The sequence below is a fragment of the Streptomyces paludis genome (assembly GCF_003344965.1).
GTDB lineage: Bacteria > Actinomycetota > Actinomycetes > Streptomycetales > Streptomycetaceae > Streptomyces > Streptomyces paludis.
This window is the reverse complement of record NZ_CP031194.1, coordinates 8,320,824-8,339,480: the sequence shown is the minus strand read 5'-3', so window position 1 is coordinate 8,339,480 and position 18,657 is coordinate 8,320,824. Positions and strand designations below refer to the sequence as shown.

The 18,657-nt window shown below is 76.6% G+C and carries 1 protein-coding gene and 1 pseudogene; one reads left to right on the top strand and one right to left on the bottom strand.

Annotated elements, in window-relative coordinates; genetic code table 11:
• Positions 1–9: 9 nt before the first annotated feature.
• Positions 10–5,400, top strand: a pseudogene (locus DVK44_RS35745) (type I polyketide synthase); the annotation flags it as partial.
• A gap of 57 nt (positions 5,401–5,457) precedes the next feature.
• Here DVK44_RS35745 and DVK44_RS36880 read toward each other — a convergent pair.
• Positions 5,458–18,537, bottom strand: a complete 13,080-nt coding sequence (locus DVK44_RS36880; RefSeq protein WP_181957595.1) for a type I polyketide synthase — start codon at positions 18,535–18,537, stop codon at positions 5,458–5,460.
• Positions 18,538–18,657 lie beyond the last annotated feature (120 nt).

The window sequence follows — 18,657 nt, the reverse complement described above, 5'->3', positions numbered from 1 at the left end:
GAGGACCGCGCGCACGAGCCCATCGCCGTGGTGGGGATGGCCTGCCGCTTCCCCGGCGGCGCCGACTCCCCCGAACGGCTGTGGGAGCTGGTCCTCGCCGAACGCGACGCGATCACCGGCTTCCCGGCCGACCGGGGCTGGGACCGCGCCGCGCGGGACCCCGGCACCCCGGAGGGGGCGTACCCCCGGCAGGGCGGGTTCCTCAGCGGTATCGCCGAGTTCGAGCCGGAGTTCTTCGGCATCACGCCGGTCGAGGCACTGGCGATGGACCCGCAGCAGCGGCTGCTGCTCGAAGTCGCCTGGGAGGCCCTGGAGCGCGGGGGTGTCGACCCGAGGAGCCTGCGGGGCAGCCGTACGGGCGTGTTCGTCGGCGGGGCGGCGAGCACGTACACCGGAAGTGTGCTGCCGGACTCGGTCACCGCGCAGGGCTACGCCATGACCGGCGGCCTGAGCAGTGTGGCCTCCGGCCGGCTGTCCTACACCCTGGGGCTGGAGGGCCCGTCGCTGACGGTGGACACCGCCTGCTCCTCGTCCCTGGTGACCCTGCACCTGGCGATGCGCTCGCTGCGGTCCGGGGAGTGCGACGCGGCGCTCGCCGGCGGGGCGACGGTGATGACCGACCCGGGTGTCTTCGTGGAGTTCGCGCGCCAGCGCGGGCTCTCGGCCGACGGCCGCTGCAAGGCGTTCTCCGCGCGGGCCGATGGCACGGCCTTCTCCGAGGGCGTCGGACTGCTGCTGCTGCGACGGCTCTCGGACGCCCGGCGGGCCGGGCTTCCGGTGCTGGCCGTGCTCCGCGGCAGCGCTGTCAACTCCGACGGCGAGTCCAACGGCCTGACCGCGCCCAACGGGCCGTCCCAGCGGCGCGTCATCCGGCAGGCGCTGGCCGACGCGCGGCTGACCGCCGCCGAGGTGGACGTGGTGGAGGCGCACGGCACTGGCACCAGCCTCGGTGACCCCATCGAGGCCCAGGCGCTGCTGGACACCTACGGCCGCGACCGGGCGGGCGGGGCGCCGCTGCGGCTCGGGTCGGTCAAGTCCAACATCGGCCACACCCAGGCCGCCGCGGGCGTGGCGGGCGTCATCAAGATGGTGATGGCGCTCCGGCACGGGCGGCTGCCCAGGACCCTGCACGTGGACGCGCCCACCGAGCGGGTCGACTGGGGCGAGGGCGCGGTCGATCTGCTCACCGAGACGGTCGACTGGCCCCGGACGGGCAGGCCGCGAAGGGCGGCGGTGTCGTCCTTCGGTATCAGCGGCACCAATGCCCATGTCGTACTCGAAGAGGAACCCGAGCCGGCGCCCGCCGATCCGGCGGCCCCGGCGCTCCCGGCTCTCCCGGCCGGCGGCGCGGTGACGCCCTGGGTGCTGACCGCGGCGACCGCGCCCGCCCTGCGCGCGCAGGCCGCGCGGCTGGCGCAGGCCCCGTGCGTGGAGGCGGCTCCGGAGCGGGTTCCGGCCGATGTCGGCTGGTCGCTGGCGGCGCACCGGGCGACTCTCCCCCACCGGGCGGTGGTGCTCGGCGCGGACCGGGACGCGCTGCTGTCGGGCGTCCGCGCCCTGGCGAGCGGCGGGACCCCTCCCGGTGTGGTGACCGGGAAACCCGGTCCGGGCCGTCTCGCGCTGGTCTTCTCCGGCCAGGGTGCCCAGCGCCTGGCGATGGGACGCGGGCTGCACGCGCGGTTCCCGGTGTTCGCGGAGGCGTTCGACGAGGTGTGCGGGCATCTGGACAAGGAGCTGGACCGGCCGCTGCGGGAGATCGTGTTCGCGCGGGAGGGCACCGCTGAGGCGGCGCTGCTCGACAGTACGGCGTACGCGCAGCCGGCCCTGTTCGCCGTCGAGATCGCGCTGTTCCGGCTGCTGTGCTCGCTGGGGGTGCGGCCGGCGGTGCTGCTGGGACACTCGGTCGGTGAGATCGCCGCCTGCTGCGCGGCCGGGGTGTTCTCGCTGCCGGACGCGGCCCGGATGGTGGCCGCGCGGGGCCGGCTGATGGCCGCGCTGCCCCCGGGCGGTGCCATGACGGCGGTCTCGGCGGACCGCGCGGAGGTGGCGGCCGTGCTGGCGGCGGTGCCGGGGACGGTGTCGGTCGCCGCGGTGAACGGCCCGTCGGCGACCGTCCTCTCCGGTGAACGGGACGCGGTGGAGCGGGCCGCCGCCGAGCTGTCCACCCGCGGCCACCGGACTCGCCGGCTCACCGTCAGCCACGCCTTCCACTCGCCGCTGATGGACCCGGTGCTGGCCGGGTTCGCCGAGGTGATGGCCTCGGTCACGATGTCGGCGCCGTCGCTCCCGGTGGTGTCCGCGCTCACCGGCCGGGCCGCCGACGACACGATCCGTACCCCGGAGTACTGGGTGGACCATGTCCGCGGGCCGGTGCTGTTCGCCGACGCGGTACGGGCGGCCGAGGCCCTGGGGGCCGGTGTCTGGCTGGAGGCGGGGCCCGACGCCGTACTGTCCGCGATGATCCCGGACAGCCTCGCGCGCGGTGGCCGCCCGACGACGGCGGCGGCGATGCGCGCGGGCCACGACGAACCGGGCGCCCTGCTCACCGCGCTCGCGGAGGTGTTCGCGGCCGGCGCGGACGTGAACTGGACGGCCTTCTTCGCCGGAGTCCCCGTACACCGCGCCGAGCTGCCCACCTACGCCTTCCAGCGGCGCCGGCTGTGGCCGGAGCCCGGCGGGCCGGCCGCCGGGTGGGCGCTGGACGACACCGGGCATCCGCTGCTGGGCTCCTCGGTGGACCTGCCCGACAGCGGCGGGGCTCTCTTCACCGGTCTGCTGTCGGTGGCCGCGCAGCCGTGGGCGGCCGACCATGTGGTGCTCGGTGCCACGCTGCTGCCCGGCACCGCCTTCGTCGAGATGGCGGTACGCGCGGGACGGCACTTCGACCGCGGTACGGTGCGCGAACTGACCCTGCACGCGCCGCTGCCGCTGCCGGCGGACGGCGATGTCGTGGTGCAGACCGTCGTGGGCGGCCCCGACGAGGCCGGCCGGCGCCCGGTCTCGATCCACTCCCGGCCGTCGTCCGGCGCTCCGTGGGTACGGCACGCCACCGGCGTGCTGGAAGCCGCCGAGGAGACGCACCCGGCGGTCCTGGACGGCCGGTGGCCGCCGGAGAACGCCGTGCCGGTCCCGGCCGACGGCTTGTACACCTCACTGGCCGAGCGCGGGTACGACTACGGTCCGGCGTTCCGCGGCACCCGCGCGGTCTGGCGGCGGGGCGACGAGGTGTTCGCCGAGATCGCGTTGGCCGAGCCGCAGGCCCGTGCCGCGGCGGACTTCGCCCTCCACCCCGCGCTGCTGGACGCCGCGCTGCACGCGGCGTTCCTCGGCGAGCCCGGGGACCTGCGGGCCCGGCTGCCGTTCGCGTGGACCGGTGTCCGGGTGCTGACTCCCGGCGCGTCCGGCGCGCGGGTCGCGATCCGGCCGGCCGGCGACGGCGCCGTCGCGCTCACGCTCACCAACGCGTCCGGGCGTCCGGTGGCCGTGGTCGACTCGCTCGTCTCGCGTCCGGTGGACGCGGAGCGGCTGGGATCGGCCGCCGTGCCCGCGCTGTTCGGGCAGGTCTGGCGGGAGATTCCGGCCGCCGCGACGGGCACCCCGCCGTCGGTGGTCGTGCTGGGCGACGGTCCGGCCGGGCCGCTCAACCGTCCCGACCTGGCGTCGGTCCTCGCCAAGTCCGGTGCGCACGAGCCTCCTTGGGTGGTGCTTCCGGTGCGGCCCGCGGAGGGCGCCGACGTACCGGAGGCGGCCCTGACGGCGGTCTCCGATGTGCTCGGCGTGGTCCAGCGGTGGCTGTCCGCCGACCGGGGCGCCGCCCGGCTGGTGGTGGCCACCCACCGGGCGGTGGGTGTGGGGGACGGGGACGGGGCGCCCGACCCGGCGACCGCGGCCGTGTGGGGACTGGTACGGGTGGCGCAGAACGAGCACCCCGGCCGGATCCTGCTGGCCGACCTCCCCGGCACCGACCACGCCGCCGACAGCGACGTGAGCGACGACCTGCCCGTCTGGATCCACACGGCCGTCGCCGCCGACGAGCCGCAGTTCGCCGTACGCGACGGACGCCCGCTGGCCCCGCGGCTCACCGAGGTCACCACGACGGACACCGCGACGGACAGCCCGGCGGACGCTACGGCGGACAACGCGGCGGCCGTGCCTGGGCCGTTGGGCGAGGGCACCGTCCTGATCACCGGCGGCACCGGCGCGCTCGGCGCGGTGTTCGCGCGGCACGCGGTGCGTGAACACGGCGTACGGGACCTGCTGTTGCTCAGCCGCCGCGGCGAACAGGCCCCCGGGGCCGCCGCCCTCGTCGCCGAACTGCGCGAGGGGGGCGCCCGGGTCACCGTGTCCGCCTGCGATGTCGGCGACCGGGCGAGCCTGGCGGCGGCCCTCGACGCGATCCCGGCCGACGCGCCGCTGTCGGCCGTCATCCACACGGCGGGCGTGCTCGACGACGGCGTACTGGAATCGCTGACCCCGGACCGGCTCGCCGCCGTCTTCCGGCCGAAGGCGAAGGCCGCCTGGCATCTGCACGCGCTGACCGAGCGTCTGCCGCTGTCGGCGTTCGTCCTCTTCTCGTCGGCGGCCGGTGTGCTGGGCAACTTCGGCCAGGCCAACTACGCCGCCGCCAACGTGTTCCTCGACGCCCTCGCCGAGCACCGGCGCGGCCGGGGCCTGCCCGCCACCTCGCTGGCGTGGGGGCTGTGGGAGGAGGCGGGCGGACTGGGCGCCGGGCTGGACCCGGCCGCGCTCGACCGCTACGCGGCGGTCGGCGCGACCCCGCTGACGGCCGGCCGGGGCGTCGGCCTCTTCGACCGGGCCCGCGCGTCGGGCCTGCCGACGGCGGTGGCCGCCCCGATCGACCCGGCGGTGCTGCGGTCCCACGCCCAGCGGGCGGCGCTCCCCGCCGTCCTGCGGGAACTTGCGGGCGTACGGGCCACCCACCCGTCCCCGGCGGTGTACGAGGAGGCCCCGCCCGAGCTGTCGTTGCCCGAGCGGCTGGCCGGACTCGACGAGGCCGGGCAGGACGCCGTACTGCTGGACGCCGTGCTGTCCATGACCGCCGAGGTGATGGGCGCGGCGGGGCCGGAAGCCCTCGGCCCTGACGACGACTTCACCAGGCTGGGCCTCGACTCGCTGGCGGTGCTGCGGCTGCGCAACCTGGTGGTCGAGGCCACCGGGCTCGATCTGTCGGTGGCGACCGTCTTCGAGAACACCACCCCGGCGGCGCTGGTGGCCTACCTCAAGGAGGAGTTCCTCGCCGACAGCGTCCACGCGTTCGTCGACACGCTCGAAGACCTCGACGCGATCGACCCGGACACCGTGCGGGACCTGCTCGACGACGACGTACTGGACCGGCTCGCGGCGGTGCTGGAGAGCCTCAGCGCCAAGTGGGAGGAGTGAGGCCGAGGTGAGCGGTGCGGTCCCCGGTCGGTGTCCGCCGGCCGGGGACCGCACCGCTCACGAGGTCTCCAGCTCGTTGTCGAGATAGCCGAAGAGTTCGTCGTCGGTGGCCGAGGCGACGTCGGGCCCGCTGTCCTCGTCCACCGCGCCGGCCCGTGCCTCGCCCCACCTGGCGAGCAGCGCGCGCAGCCGCAGGTCCACCTTGGTGGCGGTGCCGTCGTCGGGGAGGGTACGCAGCGCGCTCTCCAGCCGGTCGAGCTGGTCGAGCACCCCGCTCTCCGGCCCGGGACCGTCGCCCGGCAGCAGCGAGAGCACGTGGCGGGCGATGGCGGCGGCCGACGGATGGTCGAACACGAGCGTCGAGGGCAGCCGCAGCCCGGTGGCCGCGCCGAGCCGGTTGCGCAGCTCCACCGAGGTCAGCGAGTCGAAGCCGAGGTCCTGGAGGGTACGGCCGGGATCGGCCACGGTACCGGCCGTGTGGCCGAGCACCGCCGCGATATGCGTACGGACCAGGTCCAGCACGGTCTGTTCGCGGTCCGCGGCCGGTGTCCGCGCGAGGGTCTCCGCGAAGGTCGCGGCCTCGGCCGGGGGCGCCGCCGCGGCCGGGCGGGCGGGGGCGCGGACCAGGCCGCGCAGCATCGGCGGCAGGGTGCCGTCCGCCGCCCGCGGACGCAGCGCTTCGGTGTCCAGCAGGGCCGGTACGAGTACGGCGCGGTCGTCGGAGAGGGCGGCGTCGAAGAGCGCGAGCGCGTCCTCGGCGGGCAGCGCGCGCAGACCGGAGCGGCCGAGCCGGGCCCGGTCGGCCGCGTCGAGCCCGGCCGTCATCGCGCTGGCCGGCGCCCACAGGCCCCAGGCGAGCGAGACACCGGGCAGTCCGAGCGCGTGGCGGCGCCGTACCATCGCGTCGGCCGCCGCGTTCGCCGCCGCGTACCCCGCCTGTCCCGCGCTGCCGAGGATGCCGGCCGCAGAGGAGAACACCACGAACGCGGACAGGTCGGCGTCCCTGGTCAGCTCGTCGAGGTGCCGCAGGCCGTCCACCTTCGGGCCGAGAACGCGGTCGGTTCGCGCGGGCGTCATCGACTCCAGTACGCCGTCGTCCACCACGCCCGCCGCATGCACGACCGCGCCGAGCGGCCGGTCCAGCGAGGCCAGCAGCGCGGCCACCGCGGCGCGGTCGGCCACGTCGCACGCGACCACGGACACCTCGGCGCCCAGCGCAGCCAGTTCGGCGCGCAGCGCCCCGGCGCCCTCGGTCGCCGGTCCGGCTCGGCCGGTCAGCACCAGGCTGCGGACGCCCCGGGCGACGACCAGGTGCCGGGCCACCAGCGCGCCGAGCGTGCCGAGGCCGCCGGTCACCAGGACCGGGCGGTCCGGGTCGAGCGGGGCCGGCACGGTCAGGACGGCGGTGTCCGTGGGCCGGTCCCGGCCGGACCGCCGCAGCACCTCGGGGGCCCGGCGGATGTCGCGGGCGCGTACCGGCGGCGGACTCAGCACACCCGCCGCGCAGAGCGCCAGCACCTCGCTGAGCGACTCCTGAAGACGGTCCGCTCCCGGCCGCGTCATCAGGTCGTACGTCAGGTCGCAGCTGAAGTACTGCACATCGGGCGGCAGTTGCCCGATGCCGGGTACGCCGGGTTCACCGCCCCCGGCCGGGTTCAGCTCGATGAACCGCCCGCCGCCGGGCAGCAGTTCCAGTGAGGCGTCGAGGAACTCCCTTTCCAGCGAGTTCAGCACCGCGTCCACCCCGCGTCCGCCGGTCCGCGCGGCGAACTCCGCCACGAAGCCGGTGTCCCGCGAGGACGCCAGCCGTGCGGCTGGCACGCCCGCCGCACGCACGGCGGCCCACTCCTCCGGGGGCGCGGTCGCGAAGACCTCGGCGCCCCGGTGCAGCGCGAGCCGCACGGCAGCCAGGCCGACGGCGTCCGACGCCGCATGGATCAGTACGGACTCGCCCCGGCGCAGGTCCGCCAGGCCGTACAGGGCGTGGTGGGCGGTGAGGAGCACCAGTGGCACGGACGCGGCGCGGGCGAAGGACCACCCGGCGGGCACCGGGGCGACCAGCCCGCGGTCGGTGACCGCGAGCGGCCCGCGGCCCGCGACGGCCATGCCCAGCACCCGGTCACCCGCAACCAGTTGGGTCACCTCATGACCGGTCTCGGTCACCACCCCGGCGATCGCGCCGCCCGGTCCGGCGGGCCCGTCCCGGAGGGGCAGACCGACCGCGCGGACGGCGATACGCACCTCGCCGGGCGCGAGGGGCGCGGTGGCGTCGGGGTGGGGCACCAGGGCGAGTGCGTCCGGCGGGCCGTCCAGCCGCCACGGCCCGTCGGCGGGCGGGGTGAGCAGCCCGTCGGCGGTGGCACGGACCAGCCGGGGCACCGTCACCAGGCCGGACCGTACGACGGCTTGCGGCTCCCCGGAGGCCAGCGCGGCGGGTACGGCGAGGGCGGACTCGTCGGTGCCGTCGAGGTCGAGCAGGACGAACCGGCCGGGGTGCTCGGTCTGCGCCGACCGCACCAGGCCCCATACGGCGGCCTGCGCCGGATCGGGGGTGTCCGCGTCGACGGCGCCCCGGGTCACCACCACCAGGCGGGCAGATCCGGTCCGTTGACCGGCCAGCCAGTCCTGGGTCAGGGCCAGGGCCCAGGACACCGTCTCCCGTACCGCCGTCCCGTCCGCGGCCGAGGGCCGGGGGCAGGGGGCGAGCAGATCGGTCACACCGTCGAGTCCGTCGATGCTGTCGACGCCGGACACCACCGGCGCGTCGATGCCGAGACCGTCCGCGCCGGGACCGTCTCCTCCGAGTACGGCGAGGGCGACCCGCCGGCCGTCGCCGGCCCCGGCGGGCGCCCACTCCAGCGCGAGCAGCGCGTCGGCGGCCCGGGAGGCGGCCCCGCGCAGCTCCGCCGGCCGCATCACCAGCGACTCGACGGTCGCCACCGGCCCGCCGGCCGGGTCCGTGACGGTCAGCGACATCGCGTCCTGCCCCTGGGGCGACCAGCTCACCCGCAGCGCCGACACGCCGGCGGCGCGCAGCCGTACGCCGGTGAAGCTGAACGGCAGCCGGGGGCCGCCGCCGGTCGCGTCCAGCGCGGCCAGTACGGGTGCGTGCAGGGCGGCGTCCAGCAGGGCGGGGTGCAGGCTGAAGCCCTCGCCACCGGCCCTGTCCTCCAGTGCCACTTCGACGTGGACGTCGCCGCCGAGGCGCCAGGCCGCGCGCAGCGCGCGGAACACCGGCCCGTAGTCGTAACCGAGTGCGGTGAGGCGGTCGTAGACGCCGTCGGTGTCCATCGGGACGGCGCCCTCCGGCGGCCACGCCACCGGGTCGGGCGCGCGGGTGCCGTCGCCCGCCGTGAGGGTGCCGGTGGCGTGCTCGGTCCACGGTGTGTCCCGGTCGGCGTCCTCGGCCCGGGTGTGCACCTGGACGCTCCGGCCCGTGTCGCTCTCCGCGCCGGCCGTGACCCGCAGCGCGAGACCGCCGCGCTCGGGCAGGACCAGCGGTGCGTGCAGGGTGAGTTCGTCCACGGTGTCGAGTCCGCAGTGGCCCGCCGCGTGCAGGGCGAGATCGAGGAAGCCCGTGCCGGGGAACAGCACCCGGTCGCCCACGCCGTGGTCGGCGAGCCACGGCTGGGTCCGCGTGGAGAGCCGGCCGGTGAACACGACACCGCCGGAGCCGGGGAGTTCGACCACGGCGCTGAGCAGCGGGTGGCCGCCCGCCGCGACACCGAGGGCCGCGGTCGCCCCGGCGCCCGCGGGGGCGACGGCCGCGGTCAGCCAGTAACGGTCGTGCTGGAAGGCGTAGGTGGGCAGGTCGACGCGGCGTCCGCGGCAGCCCAGCGCGGCGGCCAGGTCCAGCCGCGCGCCCCGGACATGGAGCCGTGCGACGGCGTGGGACAGCGTCTCCGGTTCGGGCCGGCCGGAGCGGAGGGTGGGGATGAACACCGCGTCGGGGGCGCTGTCCTGGCCCGCCGCGGTGAGCGCGCCACCGGGCCCGGCCTCCAGCATGGTGGTCACCCCCCGTGCGGCGAGCGCGGTGACGGCGTCGGCGAACCGTACGGGCTCGCGTGCGTGGCGTACCCAGTGGTCCGGGGAGGTCAGCTCCTCGGCGCCGACCGGCGCGCCGGTCAGGGTGGACACGATCGGCAGTGTGGGCGGGTGGGCGCTCACGCCCGCCACGACACCGCGGAACGCGTCCAGCATCGGGTCCATCAGCGGCGAGTGGAAGGCGTGGCTGACGCGCAGTGCGGTCACCTTGCGTCCGCGCGCCGTGAGGCGGTCGGTGAGTGCGCGTACGTCCGGTGCGCTGCCGGACAGGACCAGCGAGTCGGGTCCGTTGATCGCGGCGATGCCGACGTTCGCGGAGCACTCCGGCGCGATCTCGTCCTCGGTGGCCCGCACCGCGACCATGATTCCGCCGGCGGGCAGCGCCTGCATGAGCGCGCCGCGCGCGGCGACGATGGCGCAGGCGTCGGCCAGCGAGAACACTCCCGCCACATGCGCGGCGGCCAGTTCGCCGACCGAGTGGCCCGCGAGCGCGTCGGGCCGTATTCCCCAGGACTCCCAGAGCCGGTAGAGCGCGACCTCGACGGCGAACAGCGCGGGCTGCGCGTACTCGGTACGGTCCAGCAGGGCCTGGTCGGCGCCGAAGACCACGTCGCGCAACGGCACGGCCAGCAGCGGATCGAGGTGGGCGAACGTCGCGTCGAGCGCGTCGGCGAACGCGGGGTGTGCCTCGTACAGTTCCCGTCCCATGCCGATGCGCTGGGAGCCCTGGCCGGAGAAGAGCACGGCGAACCCGCCGCCGTCGGGGACGCCCCGTACGACGGCCGGACTGTCGGCGCCCTCGGCCAACGCGTCCAGCCCGGACCGCAGTTCGGGGATGCCGGCGCCGAGGACGACCGCGCGGTGGTCGAGTGCCGCGCGTCCGGTCGCGAGGGTCGTGGCGATGTCCGCCGGGGTGAGTTCGGGTCGCTCGTCCACGGCGGACGCCAGCCGGGCGGCCTGCGCGCGCAGCGCCGAGGTGTCGCGGGCGGACAGCGCCCAGGCCAGGGGGCGGCCGTCGGGCTCGGGCGCGGCGTCCGGGGCGTCCGCGGTGGCGGGTTCGGCCTGTTCGAGGATGACATGGCCGTTGGTGCCGCTGACGCCGAAGGCGGAGACGGCGGCGCGCCTCGGGCGGCCGGTCTCCGGCCACCGCCGCTCGTCGGCCAGCAGTTCCACGGCGCCGGCCGTCCAGTCCACGTGCGAGGACGGCCGGTCGAGGTGCAGGGTGCGCGGCAGTACGCCGTGGCGCAGCGCCTGCACCATCTTGATGACGCCCGCGATACCCGAGGCGGCCTGGGTGTGGCCGATGTTCGACTTCACGGCCCCCAGCAGCAGCGGCCGTCCGGCGGGGCGGTCCTGGCCGTACGTGGCGAGCAGGGCCTGTGCCTCGATCGGGTCGCCGAGCCGGGTGCCCGTGCCGTGGCCCTCGACGGCGTCCACGTCCGGGGCGGTGAGGCCGGCGTCGGCGAGCGCCGCGCGGATGACGCGCTGCTGGGCGGGCCCGTTGGGCGCGGAGAGGCCGTTGGAGGCGCCGTCCTGGTTGACCGCGGAGCCCCGGACGACGGCGAGCACCTCATGGCCGTTGGCCCGTGCGTCGGAGAGGCGTTCCAGCAGCACCAGGCCGGCGCCCTCGCCCCAGCCCACGCCGTCGGCGGCGTCGGCGAACGGCTTGCAGCGGCCGTCGGGCGCGAGTCCGCCCTGGCGGCTGAACTCGGCGAACGGGGTCGGTGTCACCATGATCGCGGTGCCGCCCGCGAGAGCCGCCGTGCACTCGCCCGACCGCAGCGCGCGTACGGCGAGGTGCAGGGCGACCAGCGAGGACGAGCACGCGGTGTCCACGGTGACGGCGGGCCCGCGCAGTCCGAGGGTGTAGGCGATCCGGCCCGACACCACGCTGGGCGCGTCCCCGGTCAGCCGGTAGCCGTCCATCTCGGGCGCCGCCTGCTCCAGGGTGCCCGCGTAGCCCTGGGGCGAGGCGCCGATGAACACACCGGTCTGGCTGTCGCGTACGGAGGACGGGTCGATACCGGCCCGTTCGAACGCCTCCCAGGCCAGTTCGAGGACCTGCCGCTGCTGGGGGTCCATCGCCAGGGCCTCGCGCGGCGAGATACCGAAGAAGCCCGCGTCGAACCCGCCCGCGTCGTCGAGGAAGGCGCCTTCGAGCGTACGGCTGTGGTTCCGGCCGGACGCGGTGGCCGGGTAGAGCCGGTCGGTGTCCCAGCCCCGGTCGTCGGGGAACGGGCCCATCGCGTCGCGCCCCGCCAGCACGAGCGACCAGAGGTCCTCGGGGCCGCGTACGCCACCGGGCAGACGGCAGCTCATCGCCACGACGGCGATCGGCTCGTCGCGGTCCCGGGGGACGGCGACAGCCGGCGCGCCGGCCTGCTCGGTGGCCGGCCGCTCGCCGAGGACGACGGAGTGCAGATGGCGGGCGAGGGCTTCGGGGGTCGGGTGGTCGAAGACGGCCGTCGCGGGCAGCCGCAGGCCGGTGGCGGTGTTGAGGCGCTTACGGACCTCGACGGCGGTGAGCGAGTCCAGGCCCAGTTCGCGGAAGGCCCGGCCGGGGGTGACGGCGTCCGGGCCGTCGTGGCCGAGCACCGCCGCCGCGTGGCCGCGTACGAGGTCGAGCAGGAAGCGGTGCCGCTGGTCGTCGGTGAGCCCGGCCAGCCGGCCGGCGAGCGCCCCGCCGGGGGCCGCCGGCCGGTCCGCCGCGTCCCGGGCCTCCTGGGCCTCCCGTGCGGCGAGGGCGGCGACGTCGGGTATCTCGCCAATCAGCGGGCGGGCGCGGGCCGCGGTGAAGCCGGCGGCGAAGCGGTCCCAGTCGATGTCCGCGACGGTCAGGGCCGTCTCGCCGTTCGCGAGGGCGGTGGCGAGCGCGCCGACCGCCGACTCCGGCCGCATGGGGCGCATGCCCGCGCGGCGCAGCTGGTCGTTGAGGCCGCCCGCCGCCATGCCCTCGCCCGCCCACATGCCCCAGGAGACGGAGGTGGCGGGCAGGCCGTCGGCGTGGCGGCGCTGCGCGAGGCCGTCGAGGAAGGCGTTGGCCGCGCCGTACGCGCCGAGTCGGCCGCTGCCCCAGACCGCGGATCCGGAGGAGAACAGGACGAAGGCGTCCAGCTCGCGTCCGGCGCACAGCTCGTCCAGGTGCGCCGCGCCGCCGGCCTTCGCGGCCAGCGCGTACGCGAGGTCGGCGGTGCCGGTGGAGGCGAGCGGCAGGGACGGGAGGGTGCCCGCCGCGTGGAAGACGGAGCGGACGGGTGTGCCGTCGGCGTCGAGCCGGGCGAACAGCGCGGTCAGCGCGGCGCGGTCGGCGACGTCGCAGGCGACCACGGTGGTCCGGACGCCGAGCGCGGTCAGTTCGGCTTCCAGCTCGCCGGCGCCGGGCGCGTCCGGGCCGCCGCGGCCGGCCAGCACGAGGTGTTCGGCTCCGACTCCCGCCAGCCACCGGGCGACCCGGCCGCCGATGGCGCCGGTGCCGCCGGTGATCAGTACGGTGCCGCGGGCGCGCCAGGCGGGCTTCGCCGCGGGGGTGGGGGCCGGGGTCAGCCGGCGTACGGACACACCGGAGGCGCGGATCGCCAGCTGGTCCTCGTCCGTAGCTCCGGCCAGGACGGCGGCGAGCCGGGCGGCGGCCTTGGCATCGGGGGTCACGGGGAGGTCGACGAGGCCGCCCCAGCGGTCCGGATGCTCCAGGCCCACGGCCAGCCCGAGGCCCCACACCTGGCTCTGCACCGGGTGGGTCAGCGGATCGGACCGGCCGGTCGACACCGCGCCGGTCGTCACCGACCACAGCGGCGCGCCGATCCCGGCGTCGCCGAGCGCCCGTACCAGCTCCAGCGTCGCGGACAGGCCGCCGGGGACGGCCGGCGATTCGGGGTCGGGCCGTTCGTCCAGCGCGAGCAGGGACAGCACACCGCCGGGCGCCACGTCCAGGGCGCGCAGGGACGGCGCCGAGCCGTCCGTCTCCAGGACGTCGGCGCCGTGCGCGCGCAGCGCCTCGACGGCCGCCGTGTGCCACGGGTGGGCCGCGCCGGACGGCGGGCCGACGACCAGCCAGGGGCCGTCCGTGACCGGCGCGGCGGGGACCGTGAACGGGCGCCAGGTGACCCGGTAGCGCCACGCGTCGGCGGCGGACCGCTCCTGCCCGCGGCGGCGCCAGTCGGCCAGGCCGGGCAGGACGTCGGTCAGGGGGGCGTCGGCGGGCACGTCGAGCAGCGCGGCGAGGTCGCCGCGCTCCACCGAGGACCAGAACTCCTCCTGCGCGGGTCCGTCGGCGGCCGTGGGGCGGTCCGGCGCTTCGAGCCAGAACCGCCTGCGCTGGAACGGGTAGGTGGGCAGGTCGACCTGGGGCGCGGCGGGCACCGCGGCGCGCCAGTCGAAGGGCAGGCCCTCCACGTACGCCTCGGCCGCCGAGTGCAGGAACCGGTCGAGACCGCCGTCGTCGCGGCGCAGTGTGCCGACGACGACGGCGTCGCCGCCGGTCGCCTCCAGTGTCTCGCGCACCCCGACGGTGAGCACCGGGTGCGGACTGCACTCGACGAACGCGCCGATGCCCCGGTCGAGGAGGCCGCGCGTCGCGTCCTCGAACCGTACGGTCTCGCGCAGGTTGCGGTACCAGTAGTCCGCGTCCGTCTCGGTGCCGGTCAGCCACTCCCCGGTGACGGTGGACAGCATCGGCACGCGCGCGGGCAGCGGTGCCACCCCGGCCAGGGCGGTCGCCAGCGTCTCCCGGACGTGTTCGACGTGCGGGGAGTGGGAGGCGTAGTCGACGGGGATCCGGCGGGCCCGTACCCCGTCGGCGGCGCAGGACGCCGTCAGTGCGTCGAGCGCGTCGGCGTCACCGGCCACGACCACGGAGCCGGGGCCGTTGACCGCGGCGACCGAGATCCGCCCGTCCCAGGGCGCGATCCGCTCGCGCGCGTCGTCGGCCGTCGCCGCCAGCGACACCATGCCGCCCCGGCCCGACAGCGCCAACAGGGCCTTGCTGCGCAACGCGACGATCCGGGCGGCGTCGGCCAGCGAGAGCGCGCCCGCGACATGGGCGGCGGCGATCTCGCCCTGGCTGTGCCCCACCACCGCGTCCGGCTCCACACCGTACGAGCGCCAGAGCGCGGCCAGGGACACCATCACGGCGAAGAGCGCGGGCTGGACGACATCGACCCGCTCCAGCGCGGCGGCGTCGGCGAGGGCCTCCTCCAACGACCAGTCCACGTACGGGGCGAGCGCCTCGGCGCAGGCGTCGAGCGAGGCGCGGAACACCGGCGACGACTCGGCCAGCGCGGCGCCCATGCCCAGCCACTGCGAGCCCTGGCCGGGGAAGACGAACGCCACGTGCCCGGCGGGCCGCGCGACGCCGACCGCCGTCCGGGCGCTCTCGTCCCCGCGGGCGACGGCCGTCAGCGCGTCGCCGCCGCCGGCCACCACCACGGCCCGGTGCCCGAACTCCGCCCGGGACAGCAGGGCATGGGCCACCTCGGTGTGCGCGTGCCCCGCCGCGGCGGCGGCGAGCCGGGCCGCGTGGGCGCGCAGGGCGTCGTCCGTACGCGCGGAGAACACGAGTGGTACGGGTCCGGTGACCGGCGGCGGACCGGCCGGGGCTCCGGCCGGGAGCGCGTCAGGCGCCTGCTCCAGTACGGCGTGGGCGTTGGTGCCGCTGATCCCGAACGACGACACACCGGCCCGCCGGGGGCGCCCGGCCTCCGGCCACGGCATGGCCTCGGTGAGCAGCGACACACCGCCCGACGACCAGTCCACGTGCGGGCTCGGTTCGGTGATGTGCAGGCTCCTCGGGAGCACCCCGTGGCGCAGCGCGAGCACCATTTTGATCAGCCCGGCGAGCCCGGACGCGGCCTGCGTGTGGCCGATGTTGGACTTGACCGAGCCGAGGAACAGCGGCCGGTCGGCCGGGTGTTCGCGGCCGTACGTGGCGAGCAGCGCGTCGGCCTCGATCGGGTCGCCGAGCCGGGTGCCGGTGCCGTGCGCCTCCACGGCGTCGACCTCGGCGGCCGGTACGCCCGCGTCGGCGAGCGCCTGCCGGATGACCCGGCGCTGCGCGGGACCGCTGGGCGCGGTGAGGCCGTTGGACGCGCCGTCCTGGTTGATCGCGGTGCCCTTGACGAGCGCGAGTACGGGGTGGCCGTGGCGCCGGGCTTCGGACAGCCGCTCCAGCAGCACCATGGTGGCGCCCTCGGCGAGGCCGAACCCGTCCGCGCTCGCCGAGAACGCCTTGCAGCGCCCGTCGGGGGCGAGGGCGCGCTGTCTGCTGAACTCCACGAACGAGCCGGGCGAGGGCATGACGGTGACCCCGCCCGCCAGCGCGAGGGTGCACTCGCCGCGCCGGAGCGACTGCACGGCCAGGTGCAGGGCGACCAGCGACGAGGAGCACGCGGTGTCGACGGTCACGGCGGGCCCCTCGAACCCGAAGGTGTAGGAGAGGCGGCCGGAGGCGACGCTCGCGGTGTTGCCGGTGAGCAGATAGCCCTCCAGCTCGGCGGGTGCCTCGTACAGCCTCGGCCCGTAGTCCATGGTCATCGCGCCCACGAACACACCCGACCGGCTGCCGCGCAGCCGCGCGGGGTCGATGCCGGCGCGTTCCACCGTCTCCCAGGCGATCTCCAGCAGCAGCCGCTGCTGGGGGTCCATCGCGAGCGCCTCGCGCGGCGAGATCCCGAAGAACTCCGGGTCGAACCGGGTGACACCGTGCAGGAATCCGGCTTCCCGCTGGTAGTGGCCGCCGGGCCGGCCGGCGTCCTCGTCGTAGCGGCCCTCCAGGTCCCAGCCCCGGTCGGCGGGGAACGCGCCGACGCCGTCGCCGCCCTCGGACAGCAGCTCCCACAGGTCCTCGGGACCGTCGACTCCGCCGGGCAGGCGGCAGCCCATCGCCACCACGGCGATCGGATCGTCGTCCCCGGCCGCCGCCGTCGGCTCGTTCTCCCCGGACTCGCTGTCCCCGGTCTCTTCCTCGGCGGGCCCGCCGCGCAGCACGCGGCCGATGTGCTCGGCGAGGCCACGGCAGGTCGGGGTGTCGAACACGGCGGAGACCGGCAGGTTGAGGCCGGTGGCCTCGTTCAGCAGGTTGCGCAGGGCCACCGCGCCCGCCGAGTCAACACCCAGCTCCAGCAGCGGCGCGTCCGGGTCGGCGGGCGTGCCGGCGTCGCCGCCGGTCACGGCCGCCACCTGCGCGCGGACCAGGCCGAGCAGGAACGCGCCGGGGTCGGGGGCGGCCGCGAGCCGCTCGGTCGGCGTGGGGACGGGTCCGGCGGCGGGCACCGCGTCCAGCGGATAGCCGGGCAGCGGCACCGCGCGGACGTCCCGGCCCGCGAACACCGCCGGCCAGTCGGGGAGCGCGCCGTGCGCGTGCAGCTCGGCCAGCGCGGCGGCCATCCGGTCCGTACCGCCCTGGCCCCTGCGCAGCGTGCCGACGACGGACGCCGCGATCCCGGCGTCCTCGGCGGTCTCCTGTACGGCCCGGGTGAGGACGGGGTGCGGGCTCGCCTCCAGCAGCAGCCGGTGTCCTGCCGCCAGTACGGCACGGGTGGCGCCCTCGAAGTCGGCGGTGTGGCGGAGATTGCGGCACCAGTGGTCCGCGGTGAGGGTGAGCGGGTCGACCCGGCCGCCGGTGGAGGCCGTGAAGATCGGTACGCCGGTGGCGCGGGGGGTGATCCCGGCGAGGTCGGCGCGCATCACGTCGAGCACCGCGTCGACCTGCCGGCCGTGCGCCGCGAGCCGGATAGCGATGCCTCTGGCGCGGACGCCGTCCGCGGCCAGCTCGGCGAGCAGCGCGGTGGCCTGGTCCTCGGTCCCGGAGACCAGGACCGAGCCGGGCGCGTGCACGGCGGCCAGATCGAGCCCGTCGTAACGGGCCAGCCGCTCACGCACCTCGCCGGCGGAGGCCAGCACGGACAGCATCACCCCGTGTTCGAGCAGCTGCACCTGGGCCCGGCTGAAGTGGGCGACGGCCCGCGCGCCGTCCTCGACGGACAGGGCGCCGGCGACCGTCGCGGCGGGGATCTCACCGACGCTGGAGCCGATCACCGCGTCCGGCCGTATCCCCCAGGACCGCCACAGCGCGGACAGCGACACCATCATCGCCCAGAGCGCGGGCTGTCCCACGTCGGGCCGGTCCAGCGACGGGGCGTCCGCCGTACCGCGCAGCACGTCCAGCACCGGCCACTCCACGAACGGCGTGAGGGCCTCCGCGCACGCGTGCAGCTGCTCGGCGAACACCGGTGAGCTGTCCAGCAGTTCGGCGGCCATGCCGGGCCACTGGGGCCCGTGCCCGGGAAACACGAACGCGGCGGTGGGCGGCGCGGCCCCGGCGGGCCCTCCGGACGCGAGCCCCGGCACCGGCCGTCCCTCGCCGAACGCCCGCAGCTCGTCGGCGAGCCGGGCACGGTCGGCGGCGACGAACACGGCCCGCCGGGCGAGCGCGGGCCGGGTCGTGGCCAGCGAGAACGCGAGGTCGGCGAGGGGCAGTTCGGGCTCGGCGCCGAGCAGCGCGGACAGATCGGCGGCGCGCGCCCGCAGCGCGTCCTGGCTGTGTGCCGACACGGTGACCGGCACGGCCGGCCCGTCGGGCGCGATACGGCCGGGTCCGGGCCGGCCGGCCCGCCGCGCGGCCTCCGCCAGCGCCGGAACACCAGCGGGCCACGTGTCGTCGGCGCCGAGCCGGTATCCGAAGACCTCGGTACGTACGTCATCCGCACGCGCGAGGACGACGAAGGCCCCGGCCGCGCCGGCCAGCGCCGTACCGCACACTCCGGACCGTACGGCGGCGAGAGCCTCGGCGACCGGGTCGCCCCCGGTCCGGCACGGGCCGCCGAGACCGAGAGCCCGCGCCAACGCGGCCGCGTCATCCCCGTCCATACCGTCGGCGGCCAGATACACACCGGTGCCCGCCGCGTCGCCCCCGCCGATCCCCGCGTCCTCGCAAGCCGTCCGGGCCGACTCCAGCACGGCCGCCCGGTCGGCGGACAACGGCTCCACCCCGGTCAACGCGGCCGGCGCACCGGCCTCGTACCCCGCACGGACGGGCGCCGCGGGCGCGGCCCCGATGACTGCGACAGTGCCGGACTTCGTTGTTTCTGATGCGCACATGGCAGCCTCTGACCTAGCCGTTCATCCACCGGCACCGACACTACACGCATGATCGCTTCAGACTCCTGCGGCAACTGCCTTGACTTCAAGGCGTGTTGCCGCCTGCCGTCAGCCTCGTAG

Bases quoted from the DNA above. Each gene is read 5' to 3' on its own strand.
- DVK44_RS36880 (WP_181957595.1), bottom strand. From the start codon at position 18,537: ATGTGCGCATCAGAAACAACGAAGTCCGGCACTGTCGCAGTCATCGGG.